Source organism: Collinsella sp. TF11-5AC (assembly GCF_003436775.1).
GTDB lineage: Bacteria > Actinomycetota > Coriobacteriia > Coriobacteriales > Coriobacteriaceae > Collinsella.
On the sequence record NZ_QSQO01000008.1, the window covers coordinates 1 to 22,267 of the forward strand.

Sequence of the window (22,267 nt, forward strand, 5' to 3'; positions counted from 1 at the left end):
CCCTAAGAGCAAACCACCCCTTTTAGGGGTGGTTTTGATTTTGGTTCGCGCCATGTGGGGGTGATGGCGACGTGCATTTTTGCGAGTATTCTGCAATCGAAGGCCCCTGCATACCGACCTCGGGCAAAAAATCGGGATTTCTCGATGTTTTCTACGAATGATGGGCGGGGTTATGGGCTGACAGCGGGTGATTTGCAGGGATATTCGCGGTCTTTGGCCTATGTCGTGGCACCCGATGCTCTTGGTTATGTTGAATACTCCCAAAAATGCACGGCGCTTAGAGGGGGACCTTCGCGAAAAAGGAAACCGCCCCGTCGAAGTATGCGTTCGATGGGGCGGTTTATACATTTGGCCGATTAAGGATGCGCTGCCAAACTACTAGAACTTGACGGTCGGGGCCTGGCGGGCTGCTTCGGCGGCCTCGAAGCCCTGGCGCTCCTTAAACTGGAAGATGCCGGCAAAGATGACAGCCGGGAACGTCTGGATGGCGTTGTTGTAGCTGAGCACGCAGTCGTTGTAGCTCTGGCGTGCATAGCTAATCTTGTTCTCGGTATCCTCGAGCGATGCCTGCAGCTGCGTAAAGTTGGTGTTTGCCTTCAGATCGGGGTAGGCCTCGGCCACGGCGAAGAGCTGGCGCAGCGCACCGGTCAGCACGTTGTCGGCTTCCATCTTGGCCTCGGGCGTGGTGGCCTTGACGGCGGTGTTACGCGCGCTGATCACGGCGGAGAGCGTCTCTTGCTCGTGCTTGGCGTAGCCCTTGACGGTCTCGACCAGGTTGGGGATCAGGTCGTTGCGGCGCTGCAGCTGCGTATCGATGTTCTGCCAGGCGTTATCGATGCGGTTACGCTTGGTGACCATGTTGTTGTAGATGCCGGCGATGGCGCAGACAATCACAATGACAACAACGATGCCGATGATGACGGTAATCATGATGTCTCCGTTTCGAATGGCCGCGGCGGCATGCGCCAGCTGCCGTTGGTATAACGCTACTAGTATACCCGCAACGTTTTGCCGTGCCGAACTTTCCGGTAAGCGTTATGTTTTCGGCGGGGTCGGCACCGGGGTAAAACGCGCGAGGTACAGGTGTAAGATATGCGACAGATTGTCGAGTGTTGTCTTTGCCCTGAGGATGGCGATACCAGTGGACCTTCGCATTAAGAAAACCTACCGCGCCCTGTTCGATGCCTTCACCGAACTTCTCGAGGAGCATCGTTTTGAGGACCTGACGGTTGCCATGCTGTGCGACCGCGCCATGATTCGCCGTACGACGTTCTACAAGCACTTTCGCGACAAGAACGATTACTTTGCCTTTTATATCGATGAGCTTATGTCGGGCTTGCCGCAAAAACAGCCCGATGAGGCCGGCGCAGTGTCTGCCGAGGACGTGCGCGCGCTTCGGCACGCGATTTTGGACGATGCCATGGATTTGATTCTGGCGCACGAGCAGCTCATGGATAACATTTTGGCAAGCAGCATGTCGGGCATGCTGACCAACGTTATTTGCGACCGCATTGCCCGCTCCATCCGCGAGCGTGTGATGAACGTGCTCGCCGAGGATGCCCTGGCCCCCGTGTCACTCGAGACGACGTCTGAGTTTGTCGCCGGCGGTATTATTCGACTTTTCACGATATGGTGGGAATCGGGCCACGATCTTGAGCGTCGACCCGAGATGGCCGACGTGGTCGATGCGCTGTTTGAGCGGACCATGACGCCGGTGCATCACTAAAAGTGGCGGAGAGAGGGGGATTCGAACCCCCGGAACGCTCTCGCGCTCAACGGTTTTCAAGACCGCCGCATTCAACCGCTCTGCCATCTCTCCGTGAGTCGTAATGATAGCATCGTTTTGAATTTGCAACAGGGAAGGCGAACGATGACGATCACCGAAATCGACGAGAAGTTCATGCGCGAGGCACTGGCCGAGGCGCGCGCCGCTGCTGCGGTGGGCGAGGTACCCATCGGAGCCGTAGTGGTGCGCGACGGCGAGATCGTCGCAAGGGCGCACAATCGCCGCGAGCTCGATCAGGATCCTTCGGCTCATGCCGAGTTTGCGGCCGTGTGTGCCGCTGCTCGGTCACTCGGTCGTTGGCGCCTTTCCGATTGCACGGTCTACGTAACGCTCGAGCCTTGCTGCATGTGCGCAGGGCTTATGGTTAACGCGCGCGTGGGGCGCTGCGTGTATGGCGCGAGCGACGCCAAGGCGGGCGCGTTGGGATCCCTATACGATTTGAATGCCGACTCGCGCCTGAATCATCGGTTTAACGTGACGGCTGGGATCCTGGCGGATGAGTGTCGTGAGGTTTTGAGCGGCTATTTTAGTGGGCTGCGTGGTACCGATGGTGCTAGCTGCGGTTGTGGGGCCGATCTTGAGGCGCATGCCGCTCATACCGCAGCGCTTGCAGGTGCCGGTGAGGATGCTGACACGGCGGTTGACTTTGGTCCTGCGTGCCGCCGGCCCCGCCGCGTGCTGCTGACGATTGACTCCTTTAAGGGCAGTGTTTCGAGCGCGCAGGCGGAGGCGGCGGTTGCCGAAGGCGTGCGCCGTGTGTGGTCCGATGTCCAGGTGGCCGCATTGCCGCTGGCAGATGGCGGCGAGGGAACGCTCGATGCCGTTGCCGCGTGCGGCGGTGAGATTGTGACTTGCGAGGTGGCAGGTCCCTTGGGCGACCGCGTGTCTGCCCGAATGCTGGTTGATGCCGAGCGCAAGTCCGCGGTCATCGAGATGGCCGAGGCGGCCGGCATTGGGTACTCGCCTTGCACGGAATCGGCGGCGTTGGCGGCCACAACCTATGGCGTGGGCGAGCTCATGCTTCGCGCGGTTCGCACGGGCGCAAAGACACTCTATATTGGTCTGGGCGGCAGTGCCACCAACGACGGTGGCGCCGGCATGCTGCAGGCGCTGGGCGCGCATGTGGTCGATGATCAGGGCTGCAATATCGCCCCCGGTCTTGCGGGCCTTGAACACGTGACGAGTATCGATTTGGCGCCAGCGCTGCAGGCTTTGGATGACGCTCGTATCGTTGTGCTTTCGGATGTCGAGAATCCGCTCGTAGGGCGTCGCGGCGCGCTTGCGGTGTTCGGCGGACAGAAGGGTCTGCCGGCGGATGATGCCGAGGCGCTGAACAGGTGCGACAGCTGGATGGTCGGCTACGGTCGCTTGCTCGACGCTGCGATTGCCGGAGCTCGAGCCCAGGGGCTGTTGCGCACATCCGAGGGTGCACGGACATTTGGCTCGGTGCTCGGTGTGCCCGGCGCCGGTGCCGCCGGTGGTCTGGGAGCAGCGCTGTTGGCACTCGGTGCCGAGTTGCGCTCGGGCGTGGAGACGGTGCTCGACCTCGTGGGGTTTGACGAGCGCGTGCGCGATGTCGACCTCGTCATAACGGGCGAGGGCAATATGGATGAGCAGTCCGCCGCCGGCAAGGCGCCGGTGGGTGTGGCTTGTCGTGCGAAGCGATATGGCAAACCGGTGGTCGCCGTCGTGGGCGGTCGTGCCGACAGCCTGGATGCGGTGTATGGGCAGGGCGTCGACTTGGTGCTTCCGATCTGTCGCAAGCCCATGGACCTGGAGCGGGCACTCGATCCGCAAGAAGCCGCAACCAACCTCATCTGCGCCGGCGAGTCTGCCGCGCGAGCCTACGACCTCGGCCGAATCTAGAAAAGTAGTCATTTTGGGACGGGGCTAGAAAATCACCCGTAAAGGCATGTGAATCTGAACAAATCAATCCTGCGCCTTGCGGCGCTCGATGGTGTTGTCTGGGGATCGGAGACTATGCACTTCAGGTGTTGACGCCGCCATTTATGTGCCATTAGTAGATTGCCTTTCGTTCAGTTGTTCGCCAATTAATCCTGCCAATTAATTACCATTTCGGGCGAAGACGTGGATTATCTCCATGATGGGCCTCTTTGGGCATAATGTTGTCTTTAAACTGTCCTAATCAATAGATCGCTCTTGGGAAGAGAGGGCGACACCGGAGGGGGAGAAGGGAATTGGAGAGGAAAGTTTTCGGCGGGGGGGCAGAGAGTCGTCGCTCTCTGTCTTGCGCTGGTTCTCGGCTTCGGATGTTTATCCGTTGGCGCGACGGCCGGTGTCGCATATGCGGCCACGGAATCGCGGGCTGCGTATACTGCGGAGGAGTTTGAGATCACCCAGGACGGCGTGACCTATTCGTGCGAGACCACGGATAAGGGCACGGCGGAAATCACATGTATTGTTGCCGACGACAGTGTGACCGTGGTGAGTGTGCCCAGCTCCATCGAGCATGGTGGCCAGACCTACAAAGTCACCAAACTTTATTTCTCGTCTGGTATCGTGGCCGAGAATGTTGAGCAGCTGACGCTTCCCGACACGCTCGAAAACGTGCGCGGATGGTATTTCCGGAAGTTCGTAAAGGTCAAGGAGCTCCATATCCCTGGCTCCATCAAGAACTTCGGTTGCTCGCTGCAAAACGCTGGCTCGCTCGAAAAGCTCTATTTTGATGAGGGCGTCGAGGAGATTAGCGCCAACATGATGGTCAATGGCTGCAGCAGCCTTTCGGAGATCAATCTCCCCTCCACCCTCAAAATGATTTCGGGCTCGGGCGCCTTCGAGGGGGCTACGGCCCTCACAAGCATCGAGTTTCCAAAAGATGTCGCCTTCTCCGACACCATAACGGGCGTGTTCGAAGACTGCACGTCTCTGACAAGCGTGTCGTTGCCCGCTTCGGTTACCAAGATCCCCTCGCACATGTTTGACGGATGCACCTCTCTCACGTCCGTCACCGCGCTGAGCGAAATCGAGTCCATCGGGGATTGGGCGTTTCGGAATTGCTCGAGTTTAACCGGAATTGATTTCCCGGGCACATTGACGAGCATCGGATCCTCTGCTTTCCAGGGGTGTGCCAGCCTGGTGAGTGTGCCCAATCTAAGCAAGGTAACAAAGATGGGCAGCGGGGCTTTTCGCGAGTGCAAAAATCTGCGGGCGTCCGTGGACCTGTCCTCGCTTCAGAGCATTCCGGGCTATGCGTTTTGCTATACGCCGGTTAAGATCGTGGGGCTTTGCGACAACCTGAAGAGTATCGGTGACTGGGCCTTTATCCAGAGCAACGTCGCCGTCCAGCTTCCCAGGACACTTGAGACAATTGGCGACTACGCCTTCTATTACGGCACGTTGCCGGAGCAGCTTTCCATTCCGGATTCCGTGACTTCCGTTGGCAGGGCAGCCTTCTCGGGCGTAGGTGGCGTGAGGGATGTGACGATCGGGCGCGGCCTCACCAAAATACCCTTGGGTATGTTTGACGACAGCACGGTTCAGAAGATCACAATCGAAAACAGCATGGACGACATCACCGGCTCGGAGAACCTCCCGTCCTCTGGCGTCGATATCGTCTACACGCGCGAGCACATCGATGACGGCGTCGGCGGTACCGTGAGCGATGACAGCACCAAGACCCTTCAGGAGCTGGTCAACGAGGCCCCCGATGGCAAGGAAACCGTCATCACCCTGAAAAAGCACGTGAAGCTCGGCTCCACGCTCACGATTCCTGCCGGGAAGATGATTAAGATCACGTCGGATGAGCCCTATGCCATCTTGGCAACAAAGAATAGCGGCGTCTCCGTACTGGTCAATGTTGCCGAGAGGGCATCCCTCGAGTTGTCGGGGAAAGCGTCCCTGAGGGGTCGCTACAACAAGGGCGCCATTATTTCTAGCAGGGGAGCAGTTGTGCTCTCTGACGAGGCCGTTGTGTACGACGGTACCACGAGCGGGGATAGCACGGGCACCGTCGACGTGTCGGGAGAAAATGCCTCGCTTACCATGACGGGCGGCGTTATCGAGCAGTGCGAGCTGCGCCATTCGTATTGCGGTGCCGTTCGCGCGTCCAGCGGCGCTCATGTAGTTATGAGGGGTGGCGTTATCCGTAACAACGGAGTCGTTACCGGGGCCACCAATTGCTATTGGCTTACATCTTCTGGCATCATTTTGTGGGGCAACGCTCGCTTTGACATGAGCGGAGGCCGCATCGAGGGCAACAACGGTTATCGAGGCAGTGCGGTGCTTGCGTACGGTCAGGGTAAGGGCGAAAACCAAAGAGCCAAGTTCACGATGACTGGTGGTCAGATTTCCGGCAACAGGAGCAGTAGGCTGGAGGCGGCCTACGATCCTTCCGGAGCAGTTCATATTGAGGGCAATGCCGAGTTCACCATGACGGGTGGAAAGATTGAGAACAACGTTGCGTCTGGCAAAGGCAAAGGCGGCGGAGTGTGTGTGGTCGACCCGGGCTGTCAGAATAGCGAAAAGGGGAATACTGCTTTCATCATGCAGGGCGGGTCCATATCTGGCAACTCCGCTTCCGCCGGTGGAGGTGTCTATACCTATTCGAATGACGTTACGCTCAGCGCGGGCAAGATCGAGGGTAATACTGCTTGGAGCATGGGCGGCGGCGTGTATAGCGAAGGCAACGAGTATCTTGGCTATAGTACGCTCCATATCGAAAACGCTTGCGTTGTTGATAACCATGCGGATAAACAGGGCGGCGGCATGTGGTTCTGCCCTACCGGAGATGCCAAGGTCTACGTCCAGGACGGCGGCCTGATCGCCAGGAACACGGCTGACGAGGCGGGAGACGACTTCGTCTTCACCGGCGCCAAAGACGCCAAATACAAACTGATCTTGGCCAACCGCGCTCCGGGCGGCGGAAAGGTCAGCTGGTACAGAGACGGTGGACTGTTTAACCCCGAGGGCACCACTGCGGCAACAAACCCCAAAATCCCGCGATTCTCGCCCGATGGTGACAACGGCGAGCCCCTGTCCTTTACCGACGCCACGCCGAACGTCGCGCTTAAATCTGTGATGAGCGAGGATGTGTATAACCTCGGCGGCGGCCAGACGTCGCTGACGATCTCTGGCAATACGGCGCCGTTGGGAGGCGGCATCGGCGCCAACGGCGGTGTTGTCATCGGCAAGTCCGAGAACATCAACATTCCCATCGAAAAGGTCTGGGAGAACCCCAGGATTCCCCATCCTGATAAGGTAAAAGTAAATCTCAAGAACGGCGATACCGTCATCGATTCGATCACCCTGAGCGAGTCTGACGACTGGGAGGGCGTCTTCTCCAACCTGCCGCAGCGTGATGCTTTCGGCGCCGTGATCGACTACGCCGTGGCCGAGGACCCCGTCGAGGGCTACAGCTCCAAGGTCTCCGGCGACGCCGAGCGCGGCTTCACCGTGACCAACGCCTCCACGGCCAAGGTCTCGGTGCCCGTCGAGAAGAAGTGGGTCGGCCCGGCGGCCGAGAAGGCCACCGTGCGCCTGCTCGCCGACGGGAAGGCCACCGGCGAGTCGATCGAGCTGTCAAAGTCCAATAACTGGAAGGGCTCCTTCGAGGGCCTGGCCAAGTACTCCAAGTCCGGCGCCGTGATCGACTACGCCGTGGCCGAGGACCCCGTCGAGGGCTACAGCTCCAAGGTCTCCGGCGACGCCGAGCGCGGCTTCACCGTGACCAACACTGTGAAGACGGGCGGGCTCGATGTCTCCAAGACCGTCGTGGCGCGCGAGGGCCTGGCGGTCGACGCGGACAAGACATTTAAGTTTGCGGTTGAGGCCACCGATGCCGCGGGCCGCAAAGTGTCCGGCACCTACGGTGACGCGACGTTCGAGGACGGCAAGGCGACCCTCAAGCTCAAAGATGGCCAGACGGCGAGGATCACGGGGCTGCCCGCGGGAACTGCCTACACGGTGACCGAGCGCGCCGCCGCTGGCTACAAGGCTGCGGTGAACGGAGCCGAGGGCTCCAAGGCCGAGGGCTCCATCGCGGCAGACCAGGTCTCCTCCGCCGCCTTCACCAACACCTTCGACCCCGCCCCCGCCACGGCGTCCGTCCCCGAGCTCACCAAGGTGCTCGCGGGCGGCCGCAAGCCCGGCCTCCAGGAGGGGGAGTTCGTCTTTGAGCTCTCCCTCGCCGACGGCGCGGGCAATGTGCTCGAGGGCTACCCGATCGAGGCGAAGAACGACAAGGACGGCAAGGTTTCCTTCGGCGAGCTCAGCTTCGCCAATCCGGGTGCCTACCACGCGACCGTGACCGAGAAGGCAAGCGGCGATGTCCTGATCGAGGACGATGCGCACGCCTACACCTTCGACGTCACGGTGACTCAGACCGGTTCCGGCCTTAAGGCCGAGATCTCCAACGAGCGGGGCAAGAAGACCTTCACCAACACCTTCACGCCGCACGACAACACCAAGACCGTCACCAAGGCGGACGTCTCGGGCGCCAAGGTCGATGTGGATGGCAAGCCGGTGGGCGTGGGCGATATCCTCACCTATACCATCGGCTGGGCCAATAACAGCGTCGACGACAGGGGCGCCGCGCAGGCGGCCGACGTGACGGTGACCGATGTCCTGCCCAAGGGCGTTAACTATGTTGAGGGTTCTGCCGACGGTGCCGCCTACGACGCCGCGACGCGCACCCTTACCTGGTCGCTCGGCGAGCAGGCTGCGGGCGCCACGGGCACGCTCAGCTTTGACGTGAAGGTCTCCGCCGAAGCCGCCGTGGTCGACGACATCTCCAACACCGCCACGGTCAAGGTGGGGGAGAACGAATCCCAGACCAACACGACCCACAACAGCGTGTCCCGCGAGGGCAGCCTCACCGTCAAGAAGACGGTCGTCGGCGGCGACAGCCAGCGCGAGTTCGGCTTCACGGTCGCGCTGGCCGACGGGGACGGCGAGCCCGTCTCCGGCACCTTCGGCAAGGGCGAGCACGCCGTGACGTTCGCGGACGGCAAGGCGAACTTCACGCTTAAGGATGGCGGGGAGAAGATCATCTCCGGCCTACCCGTGGGCGCGCACTATACCGTGACCGAGGATGCCGCCGAGGGCTACGCGACCACGGCCGAGGGGGCCGAGGGCACCGTGACCGAGGCAGGCGCGACTGCAGCGTTCACCAACACGTACGGAACGGCCACCGAGGGCAGGGACGTCTCCACCGCGGGACTCTTCACCAAGACGCTCGAGGGCCGCGACTGGGCGGAGGGCGATAGCTTTCAGTTCGCGCTCACGGGCGAGGGCGGCGCTCCCATGCCCGATGGCTCTGCCGACGGCTCCAAGACCGTCAGTGTGACGGCCGCCGCCGGCACCAAGGCGGGCGATAGGGTCGCCTTCGGCTTCGGCCCCATCCGCTACATGCTCGACGACATCAAGGACGCCGAGTTTGCCGAGGTCGGCGGCAAGCGCGTGCGCGCCAAGACCTTCACCTACACGGTGCGCGAGGTCAGGCCCGATGACGGCTCCGCCATCGCCGGCGTGGCCTACGACGACCACGTCGCTACGATGACGGTGACCGTGACCGACGACGGCTCCGGCAACCTCACGGCCACGACGCCCGCGATCGCGGAGGTGAGCGGCGGCGACTTCGTCAACACCTACACGACCGAGCTCGACTACTCGGCCCGCGCGGGAGTGCGCCTGTCCAAGACGCTTTCCGGCCGCGCCATGGAGGCGGGGCAGTTCGCCTTCACCGTGACCGCGGACGCCGAGACGGCCGCCAAGCTCGGCCTCAAGACCGACAAGGACGCCTACGCCGTGGCCGCGGCTGACGATGGGAAGGCCGACCTGGTCGACCTCATCGGCGCTGCTTCGGGCAGCGATGTGAAGTTCACCGACGCCGACGCGGGCAAGACCTACAGCTTCACCGTCACCGAGACCAAGCTCGGCGGCGAGGGCTACACCAACGACACCGTGCCGCGCACGGTGACCATCGCGCCCGCCTACGATACCGCGACGGGCAAGCTCATGGTCACGACCACGGTTGCCAAGGACGGCGTCGAGGTCGCCCGCAGCGAGGTCTCCACGGCAGATGACGCCATGGCGACGCCCGCGCCCGTGACGGTCGCGTTCCAGAACTCCTACGAGGCCACCGGAACGCTCGGCGGCGAGGGCGGCGCGGTTATCAACGCCACCAAGACGCTGGCGGGCCGCGCCGCGGCGGCGGGCGAGTTCTCGTTCTCCGTCCGCGATGCCCAGGGCGACGTGGTCGCGACCGCGGCCAACCAGGCCTCCGGCGACGGCGAGGCCGCGGGGCTCGCGTTCTCGCCCATCGCCTACACCACCGACTCGCTTAAGCAGATGGTGGCGGACGGTACCGCCACCAAGGCCGCCGATGGCTCCTGGGTCATTCCCTATACCGTTTCCGAGGACGGCACGGACCGGCTGCCCGCGGGCGTGACGGCGGCCGTGTCGAGCTTCGATATCACGGTCAAGGTGACCGATAACGGCAAGGGCGGGCTGGATGTGGTCGTGGTCTATCCCGAGGGATCCGACGGCACGCTGTCGTTTGTGAACGGCTATAGCGCCGGCGAGGCGACGGTCGACATCGCGGGCACCAAGACGCTGGCGCTCCGCCAGGCCGGACTCGGCCTCACGCAGGCCGACATCGCGGGCAGGTACACCTTTAAGATCGAGCCGCTGGACGGCGCGCCCGCACCGGTCGACGCCTCCGGCAAGACGGTGACCGAGGCGACCAACGACGCCGCCGGCAACGTCGAGCTGGGCCACGTCACGTTCAGGCAGCCGAGCGACCTCGATGGCGTCGAGATCGACGGCGACGGCCTGCGCACCAAGACGTTTGCCTACCGGGTGAGCGAGTCCGGTTCGGTCGACGGCGTGGTCAATGACCCGACGGCAACCAGGACCTTCATGGTCAGGGTGGTCGAGGACACCGCCGCGGGCACGCTTGTCGCGACGGTCCTGCCCGCAGAGGGCACGCCCGAGGGCAGGGGCGCGTTCGAGTTCACCAACACCTACGGCGTGAACCCGACGCCGAGCTCCGTCACCGACCAGATCAAGGTGAGCAAGAAGCTCAAGGGCCGTGACCTGGCCGAGGGCGAGTTCGAGTTCCAGCTGGTCGAGCTTGTCGCCGACGGCAGCGAGAGCGTCGCGGCGACGGGCAAGAACGCCGCCGACGGCACGGTCACGCTCAGCCCCGTTACCTACACCGCGCCCGGCGCGCACAGCTACGAGCTGCGCGAGGTCGCCGGCACGGCGGGCGGCGTGACATATGACAGGGCGACGTACCGCGTGCGCACGACGGTCACCGATGCCGGCAACGGCACGCTCGCCGTCAAACACGAGCTCATGGATGCCGAGGGCAATGCCGCGAACGACACCTCGGTGACCTTCACCAACGGCTACCAGGCCGCACCCGTCACCCTCAAGCTGGGCGCCGCCAAGGTGCTCAAGGGCGCCGAGCTCAAGGCGGGCCAGTTTAGCTTTGAGCTCAAGGGCCGGGACGGCAAGGTCATGTCGACCGCCAAGAATGCCGCCGACGGCAGCGTCGCGTTCGATGCGCTGACCTTCAAGCGGGCCGGCACCTGCACCTTCACGGTGAGCGAGGTCGACGACGGCCAGGCGCACGTGACCTACGACAAGGCGGTGCACAAGGTCGTCGTCACGGTGAGCGACGAGGCGGCAGACGGCACCAAGACGGGCTATCTGTCGGCGAAGGTCTCCTACGAGGGCGACGCCAACATGCCGCCAATCTTCACCAACAGCTACGCCGAGAATCCCGGGACCCCCGAGAACCCCGGCACGCCGGGCGGTGGCTCGGACGGCGGTTCAGATAACGGCTCCGGCAGCGGCGCTAGCGGCGACGGCTCCAAGGGCGGCATGCCCGACACCGGCGACCGCAGCTTGCCGGTTGAGGCGCTCGGCGCCATGGCCGGCATCGGCGCGCTGGCCGTCGCGGGTGGCGCGGTCCTGTACCGCAAGCGCCGCTAGCGATGTGCACGAGTGGGGCGAATCCATCCGATGGGTTCGCCCCACTTGCCCTGCTGGACGGGAGCAGGTAAGATATACCGAGCGCCTAGCGCGTTCGATGGGTTCGGATGACGACATGTTCCGAATCTGGTCAGGTCCGGAAGGAAGCAGCCATAAGGAGCCTCTGTCGGGCATCCGAATCCATCGAGTGCGCAGGCGCTTTTTGGTGCCGCGGCTACCCGCGAGTGCCGGCAGGGCGCTTGGTGTCTCGCTGGTCCTCGGCTTTGCCTGCGGGATCGCTCGACTACCAAGCGCCCTGCCGGCACTCGCGGGTAGCCGACCAAAACCACCTGAAGGGTCACATTTATCTGAATAATTTAATCCCGTGTCTTTTGCTGCTCGTTGGCGTTGTTTGGGCATTGATGGCTACGTGGTTCAAGAGGCGGCGGTGCTGTTGCTTGAATTTTTGTAGTTAAAGAGGCCCGTTTCCCTAGGTGGGGAAACAGGCCTCTTTTTGTCTCTGGGCTTGTGGATTGGCGAAGACAATAACCGCTGGCGGCTATTTTGAGTTCCTGATGCGGCGTGTGGCTGTGGCGGTTATTCCGAGGCCTGCGGCGGCGACTGCTACGAGTGCGATTGCGCTCGGTGCTGTGTCGCCCGTGTTTGCGAGCTTGCCGGCGGTCGTATCTGCTTGCTTGCCGCTGCTTGTGTTCGCTTGCTTGGTGGAGCTCGATGGAGCGTATTTGCCGGTCGCGGGCGAGCTGGCGGGCTGTGCCGTTTCGGCCGGCTGCGCTGAGCTGGAGGGTTTTGTCGTCTCGGCGGGTTTCGTTATCTCGGGCGAGGTGACCTTGTCTGCCGCGGCTTTCGCCTCTTCGTATGCCTTGCAGGCGTCGTCATAGGCCGCTTGCGCCTTTTCCAAATCGTCGAGGAGCGCATCTCGCTTGGCTACGTCCTCATCGATGTGGGCTTCCTCTGCCTCACTTTCGAAATACTGAACCCGTTTTCCTGGCTTTCGAGCCGGCGTTGGCAGCGGTGAAGATCATCTTCACAAGATTTTTCTCGCCTTTCTGCCGACATGATCTCACTTCGCAACTGCTTAATAGTTTCGTTAGAAGCTCCGTCGTCGATTGCCTTATTTAATTCTGCCTGAAGGCCGCTTGTCCGGTTGTGGGCCTCATCGTATTTGGCTTGGGCTGCATCGACGTTCGCTTGCATGGCGGGAAGGGGTTTCCTCCATTTGGCGGCTTCCGTCACCACCATGTCGTAGATCTCTTGAAAAGCGGCAATGTCATCATCGATTACCGCAATTTTCTCGGGACTTGCGGCGTCTTTTGCGGCCTCGAGGTTTTTGAGCGCTTCCTGCATGGCTGCATACGCTTTTTCTTTTGCGGCGGCCGCGTCTTCCGTCTGCAAGGCAACTGCACCGGTGGGGGAACTGGTTTCTGCCGCGATCGCCGTTACGGGGGGGGGCGATTCCCGCGACAAGCGCCGCGGAAAGGGCGATGCCCACAGTTGCTCGTCTTGCTCTTCTTGCGAGAATGTCGTTCATCTCGGCACCTCATTTCAAGGGTCGGCGGCTCAACTTGGTAGCACTAATGTAAGTATACCAAGTGATCGACCCGTAACTTGCCGGGCATGCGCGCCTCTCCGCTTCTCTGGAAACCGAATCCCATTAGAAATGACGAGCTGCTTACGCAATTTTTGGGCTCACCGTACTATCATGATTCGAATTGAGTGTGAATGATGATAGGGAGCGCCTTTTTATGATTGAGCTGCTCAGGCGTTTTGGTGGTAAGTTTCGCCGATATATGGTGATTGGCCCTGCGTGCAAGCTGATCGAAGTGATCTTTGACCTGCTTACGCCGCTGGTGATTGCCCAGATGATCGATAAGGGTATTGGCGCACACGATGTCAACGCCGTTATCCACTACGGCATGGTACTTGGCGCCATGGCTGTGATCGGCATCTCGTTTACGCTCGTCTGCCAAAAGATGGCGGCGCTGACCTCGCAGGGCATGGGCACCGACATTCGCGGCGCGCTCTACGAGCACATCAACAAACTGAGCTATGCCGAACTCGACCGCTTTGGCACGCCGTCGCTTATCACCCGCATCACCAACGACGTCAACCAGGTGCAGCTTGCCGTGGCGTTGGGCGTGCGCATGCTCATCCGCTGGCCCTTCTTGGCGGTGGGCTCCATGTGCGCGGCCCTTGTCATCGACCTTAAGCTCGGCATGATCTTTTTGATTTGCACGCCCGCCATCGGCCTGGTGTTTTGGTTTGTCATGGCGCGCTGCATTCCGTACTACAAGCAGCTGCAGGCAAAGCTCGACCGCATCGCGCTCATTTGCCGCGAGGGGCTTTCGGGCGCTCGCGTGGTTCGCGCCTTCGTGCGCGAGGACCACGAGCGCGAGCGCTTTGCCCAGGCCGCCGATGACCAGGCCAATACTGCCATCGCGGTGGGTAAGCTCTCGTCGATTCTCAACCCCGTCACGTTTCTTGTGATGAACCTGGGCGTGTGCGCCATCCTGTGGGTGGGCGGCATCCAGGTCAACGTGGGCGAGCTAACGCAGGGTCAGGTCATGGCGTTTGTGAACTACATGACGCAGACCCTGACCTCCATCGTGTATGTCGCCAACCTGGTCGTGGTCTTTACCAAGGCGAGCGCCAGCGCGTCGCGTATCAACGAGGTGCTCAATTGCGAGCCGAGCATCACCGACGGGGGCAACCAGCCGGTCGCGCTGCTCAAGCCGGGCAATGTCGCTCCAGTTCCTGCGCTGAGCTTGAGCCATGCGAGCTTCTCTTTTGGCGCGGGCGCTGCCAACGCCGTCAACGATGTGACCCTGGAGCTCCCGCTGGGCAAGACGCTCGGCATTATTGGCGGTACGGGCAGTGGTAAGTCCACGCTCGTCTCGCTCATCCCGCGCCTGTACGATGCGGGCACCGGCAGCGTGAGCGTGATGGGCGCCGACGTGCGCACCTGGCCGCTCGATCAGCTGCGCCACGTGGTCGCGACCGTTCCGCAGCGAGCGTCGCTGGTGAGCGGCACCATTCGCAGCAACCTAACCTGGCGCGACGAGGCGGCAACCGACGAGGAGCTCTGGGCGGCGCTCGACATGGCGCAGGCGAGCGAGTTCGTGCGCAACAAGCCGCAGGGGCTCGATGCCCCGGTCGAGGCGGGCGGCAAGAACTTTAGCGGTGGCCAGCGCCAGCGCCTGACCATCGCACGTGCCCTGGTGGGCTCTCCACAGGTCCTAATCATGGATGACTCCGCCTCGGCGCTCGACTTTAAGACCGACGCGGCGCTTCGCCATGCCATCCGCGAGCGCAGCGTGCGCGGTGCCGCCGCGGGCGGGCTCCCACTGACCACGGTGATCGTGAGCCAGCGCGTCTCGACCGTGCGCGATGCCGACATGATCTGCGTGCTCGACCACGGTTCGGTCGCGGGCCTGGGCGCGCACGATGAGCTGTACGCGACCTGCCGGCTCTATCGCGAGATTTGCCAGTCGCAGCTTCGTCGTGAGGAGCTCGAGGGTCAGCGGGGGAGCGCGACGTCCACGTCCACCCCAGGCGCCGCGTGCGCCCTGGCATCCACTTGCGCAAAGGAGGGCTGCTAAATGAATCCGTACACTTCTTCCGGCTCGGTCGCCACGATGACCGCCAACGTGTCTGGCAACGATAACCTCAACGACCTGGGGGACGGCCCACGCCAGCCCGGCGACCCTGAGCGCTATCCCGTGGGCACGGTGACCCGCCGCCTGATGGGTTATGTTCGCCCGCACCGCGTCTCGTTTGCGGCGTCGTTTGTGAGTGCCGCCATCTCCGTTATTTTGCAGCTCTACACACCTATTCTCATTGGCGAGGGCATCGACCTGATTGTTGCCGCGAGCCAGGTGGATTTCGATGCTCTGCTGCCGCTCGTTACCAAGCTCGCGATTGTCGTCGTAGGTGCCGCGGCCTTCCAGTGGCTGCAGGGCTATTGCGTCAACCGCCTGTCCTACGAGACGGTGCGCGACATGCGTGTGGAGGCGAGCGACAAGCTCAGCCGCATGCCGCTCAGCTTTATCGACAGCCATGCCCACGGCGACCTTATGAGCCGCGTGGTCAACGACGTCGATCAGGTGGGCGACGGTCTGCTGCAGGGCTTCACGCAGCTCTTCACCGGCGTTATTACCATCGTGGGCACGCTCGCGTTTATGCTCTCCATCAACCTGACCATGACGCTTGTGGTGGTGCTCGTCACGCCGCTTTCCATTTTTGCAGCCGGCGCCATCGCCAAGCTTTCCAACAAGAGCTTTACGGCACAGCAGCGCATTCAGGGCCAACTTGGCGGCCATATCGAGGAATACGTGGGCGAGCAGAAGCTTGTCGACGCCTTTGCCTACGGCGCGCACGCTCAGCAGCGCTTCGATGCCCTCAATGCTGAGCTCTACACCGCGGGTGAGCGCGCGCAGTTTATGGGTTCGCTCTCCAACCCCGGCACGCGCTTTATCAATAACATCATCTATGCCGTGGTCGCTGTGATCGGCTGCGTGGGCGTGATCACGGGCGCGCCGGCGGCGCTCACGGTGGGTGGCGTGCAGATCTTTTTGTCCTATGCCAACCAGTACACCAAGCCGTTCAACGAGGTCACGAACGTCATCACGCAGATCCAGACCGCGTACGCCTCGGCGCGCCGCATGTTCGCGTTGCTCGATGCGCGCGAGCAGGAGCCCGACGCTGTGGATGCCGTGGAGCTTGCCGCCCCGCAGGGCGAGGTGACCTTTGAACACGTGGACTTTAGCTATGTGCCCGACCGCAAGCTGCTGCAGGATATCTGCATCGAGGCCAAACCCGGTACGCGCTTTGCCCTCGTCGGTCCCACGGGCTGTGGCAAGACGACGCTCATCAATCTGCTGCTGCGTTTTTATGATATCGATGCTGGGCGCATCGCGGTCGATGGTCGCTCCTCGCGTGACTACACGCGCGCGAGCCTGCGCCGCGCCTTTGGCATGGTGCTGCAGGACACTTGGCTGTTCGGGGGCACGGTGGCGGAAAACATCGCTTACGGTTGCCCAGATGCCACGCGCGAGCAGGTTATCGAGGCGGCCAAGCGCGCGCACGCGCACAAGTTTATCGTGCAGCTGCCAGGCGGCTACGATACGGTGATTGGCGAGGACGGCGGCACGTTTAGCCAAGGTCAAAAACAGCTGCTGTGCATCGCGCGCGTCATGCTCACCGACCCGGCGATTCTGCTGCTGGACGAGGCGACCTCGAGCATCGATACCCGCACCGAGCTGCAGGTGCAGGCGGCATTCGACGAGCTCATGGCCGGTCGCACGAGCTTTGTGGTTGCGCACCGCCTGTCGACGATCCGCAACGCCGACTGCATTCTGGTGATGCGTGACGGCCAGATTATCGAGCGCGGCACGCATGACGAGCTGCTAGCGGCAGGCGGCTTCTACGCCGAGCTCTACCGCAGCCAATTCGCCCAGTGAGCAAGCCCGTGGGGCATGTAACGCAGCGCTAGGGCGCGAGTGTGTCAACGGGGGCAACGATAATGCCCTCGGGCGTTGTATGGGCCGGCATGCCGAACCCGATGATGATGAGCTTGGCCGCGGGTGGTCTCTCGCCACGCTCGACAAGTTTGCGCTCGAGTCGAAGCAGGTTTGCAGATGCCTCGGGGATCTGCGGACTTCCGAGTTTTACTTCCACGGCAATCCAAGTTCCATCGCGCCTGTGTATAACGGCATCGACCTCGAGATCGTCGGCGTCATGGTAGTGGGACACCGATGAGTCATTTGCGGCTGCATAGACCTTAAGGTCGTGCAGGACGAGGGATTCGAAGAGCAGTCCCAGCGTCTTCGGGTCGGATGCCAATGACTCCGGATTTGCTCCGAGCAGTGCGACGGCAAGCGAAGGATCGGCGAGGTGCCTTTTCGCACTTTGCCGCAGCTTTACCGGAGACCTGAGCGCCGGATGCCAAGCCGGGATATCATCGATGATGTGTATTCTGCGCAAGGCATCCGTATAGCGCCGCAGCGTACTTCTCGATACATCACCGCCGAGGTCTTTCTCAAGAGACTTTTCGCCGGCAAGAGTGGATTCGTTGCGTGCAAGCGAAGACAGAAGAGCTCTGACTTTCTCCGGGTCACGCTTCACGCCGTCAACCCTCGAAACATCCGATTCGCAGACACCGTCGATGTAGGCAGCGGATATACGCATTGCATCGGCAGTCGTCTTGCCAACCGCCTGAGGCCAACCACCACGACATAGCAAATCGGCAATATCGGCGATGCCGTTGATGGATCCAAGTGCCGCTTTGATGGGGCATCCGTTAAGCAGCGATTCGAGCGAGACCGCCCCTGAGGAAACCCCGAGTTCGGCCAGAGTCATTGTTTCCATGCGCAAGCGTGATATGCGCCCGATGCCGCTGTGCATCGGTTGGTCGGCGTCGTTTGGTGTTGCTGACCCCGTAAGCAAAAACTGCCCTGGCTCACCGGTCCGACGATCGCATTCGAAACGTATCGCGTCCCACAGTTTTGGCTCTTCCTGCCACTCATCGATGAGTCTCGGCGTTGCCCCGACTATTGCTTGGGCTGGATCGATCCTGGCAAGCTGCAGTGCGGCAAAGTCTCCGGCAGGGTCGGAGAGAGACAGCGATGATTCAGCGAATCGCTGGGCCGTAGTCGTCTTTCCGCACCACTTCGGTCCCTGAATGAGCACGGCACCAAAAATGCCAAGATCGCGTTCGATTGAGCGATCGATACATCTACTCATATACGTAGTCATCGTACTTCCCGCCATTCAAAGAAACATCTTGTTTTATAGCATCTTACCAGCGCGTAAAACATTTTGACGAAAAACCATGACACAATTTGACGGTATTTCGTGAAACAAATTAACGATATTTTATGAAACATTTTGACGGCGTTTTGTGAAACAGTTTTTCGGCCATTCGTGAAACGTTCTGCGGCGGTTTCAATCCGAAGTACATGCTGTTCGAAATCTGTCCAAAGATGTCGCCCGCGTCGCCAATCGACAGACGGTGGTTTACATCTGCGTCGTTAGTACTAAGATATTCATCTAATAAATTGCATTAATGGCTCGAGTTTCGGGGGAAACGAGGCAACGTGACTATGACATGCTCTATGGTGGTTAACAGCAAGAGCGGTAATACCAGGATGGTTTCGGGCGCGATTAAGCGCGCTCTGCAGGCTGCGGGCGTTGAGTTTGTCCATGCCGCGGCGTTGAGCGACGATGCGGATGCAGATCAGGTTGCGCTCGAGGCGCAGGGCGCCTGCGCGGCCGACATGGTGCTCGTCGGTTTTTGGTGCGACAAGGGCGCGTGCACGCCTTCGGTCGCGGCGTTGCTCTCCGCCTTGCACGGCAAGCGCGTGTTCCTGTTTGGCACCTGCGGCTTTGGCGCCGATCAGAGCTATTACCAGCAGATTATCGATCGCGTGACCTCCAATTTGGCCAATGATGCCGAGCTTGCGGGCTGGGCGATGTGCCAGGGCAAGATGGGCCCTGCGGTCAAGCAGCGCTACGAGGCCATGCTCGAGCAAGATCCCGACAACGCCCGCGCTAAGATGCTTCTCGACAACTGGGTTGCCGCAAGGGATCACCCCACCAAGGAAGATCTGGATAACATGGCTACAGCCGCCAAAAAGGCCGTGCTGGGAGAGTAGCTTCGCCGTTCGCGGTCCTTCGTGCAAAACAATACAAATGTGAAAGCCTCGAAGTTCTCGAGGCTTTTTTTCATGACACGAGGGCGCCCCTTTATTGATGGAAGGCCTAGTAAGCTGATTGTTCTATGCCCGGATGTGTGCGGAGTGGGATGGGATTTCCGGATGGGTGGGGTTGCGGAAGCTGCGTCCCGGAATTTGCCTTTGGAATGGGATGCGGTTTCCCGTTGAGGGGCTCTGTGGAAACCGCATCCCAGTTTTCGGCCGAGAAATGGGATGCCGTTTCCGGTTGAGGGTCTTGGCGGAAAGTGCGATCCAGAATTTGCGATCGGAGTGGGATGTGGTTTCCCAACGGGGCCACAAGCGGAAACCGCATCCCATTTCGCAAGCGAATTCTGGGACACGGTTCTCAGAGGATTATGGGCTGCGAACTACATGGGGCTGTCACAAAACTCCGGCAAAGGGGGGTCGGAAATAAATGACACTTCCAGTAGTTTGTTTTAATGTGGGGGGGGGGTACCATTATTTTAGTTTCGCAAAAAACGAACCTTCTATGGGGAAGTTGCGTAGGGGGTTAGTCGTAAGTATTGGATAAAACAGACTAATTTGGGGATAAATGACCACTTACGCCAAAATAAGTAGCATTTAGCGATAAAACATTGAAAAATATGTAGCACATCGCTATGTTTTTATTACGAAAAGATTCCAAATTGGCTTATTTCGGACTCACTTTTCAATCGCCTTGCGGTTCCTTTTGAAACTTGCTGACCTTTGGAGGGGTCGAATAAGGCCTCGATGGGGATGAATTAATCATTATGGCGGCGCGCGGAGTCAAACGTTTTATTGCACTTCTTAGCAGTCTGGCGCTTGCGCTTGTCATAGCCCTTGCCGTTGTTTCTTTTGCTCCCCGCGCATTTGGATACACGCCTTTTGCAGTGCTTTCGGGCTCTATGGAACCCGAGCTCCCCGTCGGCTCCATGGTGTTTGTTCACCAGGTTGATCCAACGGATATTGCCATGGGCGACAATGCAACTTTTTACCGATCGGACGGCGCCGTGGTGACGCACCAGGTGTACGAGATCGACCCTGCCGCGCAGATGATCGGCACGCAGGGCATTGCAAACAAAAATGCAGACGGAAGCATCATGCACGATGCCGAGCAGACGCCATTTTCGCGCGTGATCGGCACTGTTTCCTTTTGTGTCCCTTACCTGGGCTTCGTCAACGTTTATTGCACGACGATGCCTGGTTTGCTTGTTGTGGTGGCCGTTCTGGCGCTGCTGATCACGGCGTCGATAGTGCTCGATCGGATGGTTCCCGACGAGCCTGCGGGCAAGCATGCCCGCGTGCATGCGAGGGAGCGGCGTTCATAGCGGCAGGGAAAAACGTCGGCGGCGGTAGGGGCCGTTGCCGGGGAAGACGATTCTCGAAAGGAAGAGAACGATGGAAAACAAGAAGAAAAAGCGCTACGGCATCATTGCCGCCTTGCTGCTGCTGGTACTGGCTGCCGGCGTGGGTACCTACGCCTGGCTGACGGCGCAGTCGAGCCTGACCAACAACTTCACCACTGCGGGCATCAACAAGCCCACTACCGATCCCGACCATCCGAATCAGCCGCTTCCGGATGATAACAATAAGGTCAACGGCAACCTGACCGAGACCAAATGGGTTAAGGACTCTAAGCTCGCCCCTGGCGTGTCTGTACCCAAGAATCCTAATGTCGGTATCGGCAAGGGATCCGAGGATGCATATGTGTACGTCTTCGTGAACAACAAGACGGCGTCTGCCGGGGCCGATCATTCCAAGACGACTTACTTCACCATTAACTCTGGCTGGAAGGCCGTTGATGCGACCGCCGTTGAGGGCGAGCCGACTCATTATCTCGGTGGCCTTTTCGTTTATGTTGGCGAAGGAACCGAGGCTACCCCGCTTATTGCCAGCAAGAATGAGGATAAGTGGACTGGCGAGCTGTTCAGCCAGGTGACTACGCCCAAGGACACCGAGCAAAAGGATTTCGCCAATTCTGCCACGATGGATGTCAACTGCTTCATTTACGCGGCAGACAATACCGCTGAGGGTTCGTCTGCGTCTGCTTTGGCTGCTGCCAAGAATTGGGCTAAGGACCTGTAGTAATCCCACCCCCTTTACCGAGATCCCGGCCCGCTCCCCATCCCCATTTTCGGGTCGGGATCTCGGTCCCCCTTTTTATCGACGACTGGCGAACGTAATGCTCAATAATCTTTCCGACAATCAGAAACGCACCTTGGCGCTTGCCGCGATGGCGCTGTTGGCCCTGGCGTGCCTGTGCGGCACGCTGGCTTTTACTGTTGATATGGTTCCGGCGAACAACGTTCTATCGTTTGGCAGCGTGAAGGTACGAGTCTGCGAATACACCCTAAACGAGCAGGGCGAGGAGATTCCGTTTGAGCCCAACGAGCACGGGGACTATCCCGACACCAAGGCCGGGGGTTCTGACATCAGCCGCATTGTGCGCGTGGAGAACGTCGGCACGCAGCCTGAGTACGTTCGCGCGCGTCTGCACATGACGTCGGTGGCGCCCGACGGTTCGAGCGCGGATGCTTCGGGCAGCGTTGCGTTTCATGTGAACGCGGGCGAGGGGTCCCCGTGGATCGATGGCAGCGATGGGTGGTACTACTACCGCGGATTGGCCGGGCGTGGCGGCACGCTCGACCCCGGCGCCATGACGGAAAGCCTCATGGACTCGCTGCGCTTTGTGGACGACTACCACGATGCCGCGCGCGGCGGTTCCTTCAGGCTCGATATCGATGTGCAGGCCGTGCAGGCCAAAAACCAGCAGGAAAGCGATACCGTCCTCGACGTTCTCGACGTCGTGGGTTGGCCGGAGGCGAACTAGCCT

At 60.7% G+C, this 22,267-nt stretch carries 13 protein-coding genes, 1 tRNA gene and 1 other RNA gene; 11 read left to right on the plus strand and 4 right to left on the minus strand.

Features of this window, described 5'->3' with window-relative positions:
- Window positions 1-378: 378 nt before the first annotated feature.
- Window positions 379-930 (minus strand): LemA family protein, encoded by a 552-nt coding sequence (locus DXD16_RS05070; RefSeq protein WP_082421874.1) that lies wholly within the window; start codon window positions 928-930, stop codon window positions 379-381.
- A 211-nt stretch (window positions 931-1,141) separates the two neighbouring features.
- Here DXD16_RS05070 and DXD16_RS05075 point away from each other — a divergent pair, with 211 nt between their 5' ends.
- Window positions 1,142-1,726 carry a TetR/AcrR family transcriptional regulator gene (locus DXD16_RS05075; RefSeq protein ID WP_158551589.1) on the plus strand — a complete coding sequence of 195 codons (585 nt, stop codon included), beginning with the start codon at window positions 1,142-1,144 and terminating at the stop codon, window positions 1,724-1,726.
- Window positions 1,727-1,729: 3 nt separating this feature from the next.
- Here DXD16_RS05075 and DXD16_RS05080 read toward each other — a convergent pair.
- A tRNA-Ser gene (locus DXD16_RS05080) sits at window positions 1,730-1,819 on the minus strand.
- Window positions 1,820-1,870: 51 nt separating this feature from the next.
- Here DXD16_RS05080 and tadA point away from each other — a divergent pair.
- The 4 genes from tadA to DXD16_RS05100 all read left to right on the plus strand — a co-directional run bounded on the left by tadA (window position 1,871) and on the right by DXD16_RS05100 (window position 12,621).
- Entirely contained in the window at window positions 1,871-3,652 is a 1,782-nt protein-coding gene (gene tadA, locus DXD16_RS05085) for a tRNA adenosine(34) deaminase TadA (RefSeq protein WP_117655336.1), read from the plus strand.
- A 501-nt stretch (window positions 3,653-4,153) separates the two neighbouring features.
- Complete coding sequence (locus tag DXD16_RS05090) at window positions 4,154-11,743, plus strand: Spy0128 family protein (protein WP_147326452.1); 7,590 nt, start codon at window positions 4,154-4,156, stop codon at window positions 11,741-11,743.
- A 94-nt stretch (window positions 11,744-11,837) separates the two neighbouring features.
- Window positions 11,838-11,933: signal recognition particle sRNA small type (gene ffs, locus DXD16_RS05095), an RNA gene on the plus strand.
- A 322-nt stretch (window positions 11,934-12,255) separates the two neighbouring features.
- Window positions 12,256-12,621: a hypothetical protein gene (locus tag DXD16_RS05100; RefSeq protein ID WP_147326453.1), complete on the plus strand. Its 366-nt coding sequence runs from the start codon at window positions 12,256-12,258 to the stop codon at window positions 12,619-12,621.
- 46 nt (window positions 12,622-12,667) lie between these two features.
- On the opposite strand, the gene DXD16_RS05105 is transcribed toward DXD16_RS05100, so the two are convergent.
- On the minus strand, window positions 12,668-13,135 hold the full coding sequence (locus tag DXD16_RS05105; protein WP_147326454.1) for a hypothetical protein: 468 nt from the start codon (window positions 13,133-13,135) through the stop codon (window positions 12,668-12,670).
- Window positions 13,136-13,485: 350 nt separating this feature from the next.
- On the opposite strand from DXD16_RS05105, the gene DXD16_RS05110 reads away from it, so the two are divergent.
- Window positions 13,486-15,339 (plus strand): ABC transporter ATP-binding protein, encoded by a 1,854-nt coding sequence (locus DXD16_RS05110; protein ID WP_117655340.1) that lies wholly within the window; start codon window positions 13,486-13,488, stop codon window positions 15,337-15,339.
- Window positions 15,340-17,199: an ABC transporter ATP-binding protein gene (locus DXD16_RS05115; protein WP_117655341.1), complete on the plus strand. Its 1,860-nt coding sequence runs from the start codon at window positions 15,340-15,342 to the stop codon at window positions 17,197-17,199.
- A 28-nt stretch (window positions 17,200-17,227) separates the two neighbouring features.
- Here DXD16_RS05115 and DXD16_RS05120 read toward each other — a convergent pair whose 3' ends face one another.
- Window positions 17,228-18,493, minus strand: coding sequence for an ATP-binding protein (locus DXD16_RS05120; RefSeq protein ID WP_158551592.1), 1,266 nt, complete (start codon window positions 18,491-18,493; stop codon window positions 17,228-17,230).
- 347 nt (window positions 18,494-18,840) lie between these two features.
- Between DXD16_RS05120 and bilS the strand changes: the two genes are divergently transcribed.
- From bilS to DXD16_RS05140, 4 genes are all read left to right on the plus strand, one after another.
- Window positions 18,841-19,392, plus strand: coding sequence for a flavodoxin family protein BilS (bilS, locus tag DXD16_RS05125; protein ID WP_117655343.1), 552 nt, complete (start codon window positions 18,841-18,843; stop codon window positions 19,390-19,392).
- An 812-nt stretch (window positions 19,393-20,204) separates the two neighbouring features.
- On the plus strand, window positions 20,205-20,762 hold the full coding sequence (locus DXD16_RS05130; RefSeq protein WP_117655344.1) for a signal peptidase I: 558 nt from the start codon (window positions 20,205-20,207) through the stop codon (window positions 20,760-20,762).
- Between the two features lie 70 nt (window positions 20,763-20,832).
- Window positions 20,833-21,519: a hypothetical protein gene (locus DXD16_RS05135; protein ID WP_117655345.1), complete on the plus strand. Its 687-nt coding sequence runs from the start codon at window positions 20,833-20,835 to the stop codon at window positions 21,517-21,519.
- A 97-nt stretch (window positions 21,520-21,616) separates the two neighbouring features.
- Window positions 21,617-22,264, plus strand: a complete 648-nt coding sequence (locus DXD16_RS05140) for a hypothetical protein (RefSeq protein ID WP_117655346.1) — start codon at window positions 21,617-21,619, stop codon at window positions 22,262-22,264.
- Window positions 22,265-22,267 lie beyond the last annotated feature (3 nt).

Excerpts from the sequence above, each read along its gene's own strand:
- DXD16_RS05120 (WP_158551592.1), bottom strand. The coding sequence starts at position 18,493 with ATGACTACGTATATGAGTAGATGTATCGATCGCTCAATCGAACGCGAT.
- DXD16_RS05115 (WP_117655341.1), top strand. The coding sequence starts at position 15,340 with ATGAATCCGTACACTTCTTCCGGCTCGGTCGCCACGATGACCGCCAAC.
- DXD16_RS05070 (WP_082421874.1), bottom strand. The coding sequence starts at position 930 with ATGATTACCGTCATCATCGGCATCGTTGTTGTCATTGTGATTGTCTGC.
- DXD16_RS05110 (WP_117655340.1), top strand. The coding sequence starts at position 13,486 with ATGATTGAGCTGCTCAGGCGTTTTGGTGGTAAGTTTCGCCGATATATG.
- DXD16_RS05140 (WP_117655346.1), top strand. The coding sequence starts at position 21,617 with ATGCTCAATAATCTTTCCGACAATCAGAAACGCACCTTGGCGCTTGCC.
- tadA (WP_117655336.1), top strand. The coding sequence starts at position 1,871 with ATGACGATCACCGAAATCGACGAGAAGTTCATGCGCGAGGCACTGGCC.
- bilS (WP_117655343.1), top strand. The coding sequence starts at position 18,841 with ATGACATGCTCTATGGTGGTTAACAGCAAGAGCGGTAATACCAGGATG.
- DXD16_RS05130 (WP_117655344.1), top strand. The coding sequence starts at position 20,205 with ATGGCGGCGCGCGGAGTCAAACGTTTTATTGCACTTCTTAGCAGTCTG.
- DXD16_RS05135 (WP_117655345.1), top strand. The coding sequence starts at position 20,833 with ATGGAAAACAAGAAGAAAAAGCGCTACGGCATCATTGCCGCCTTGCTG.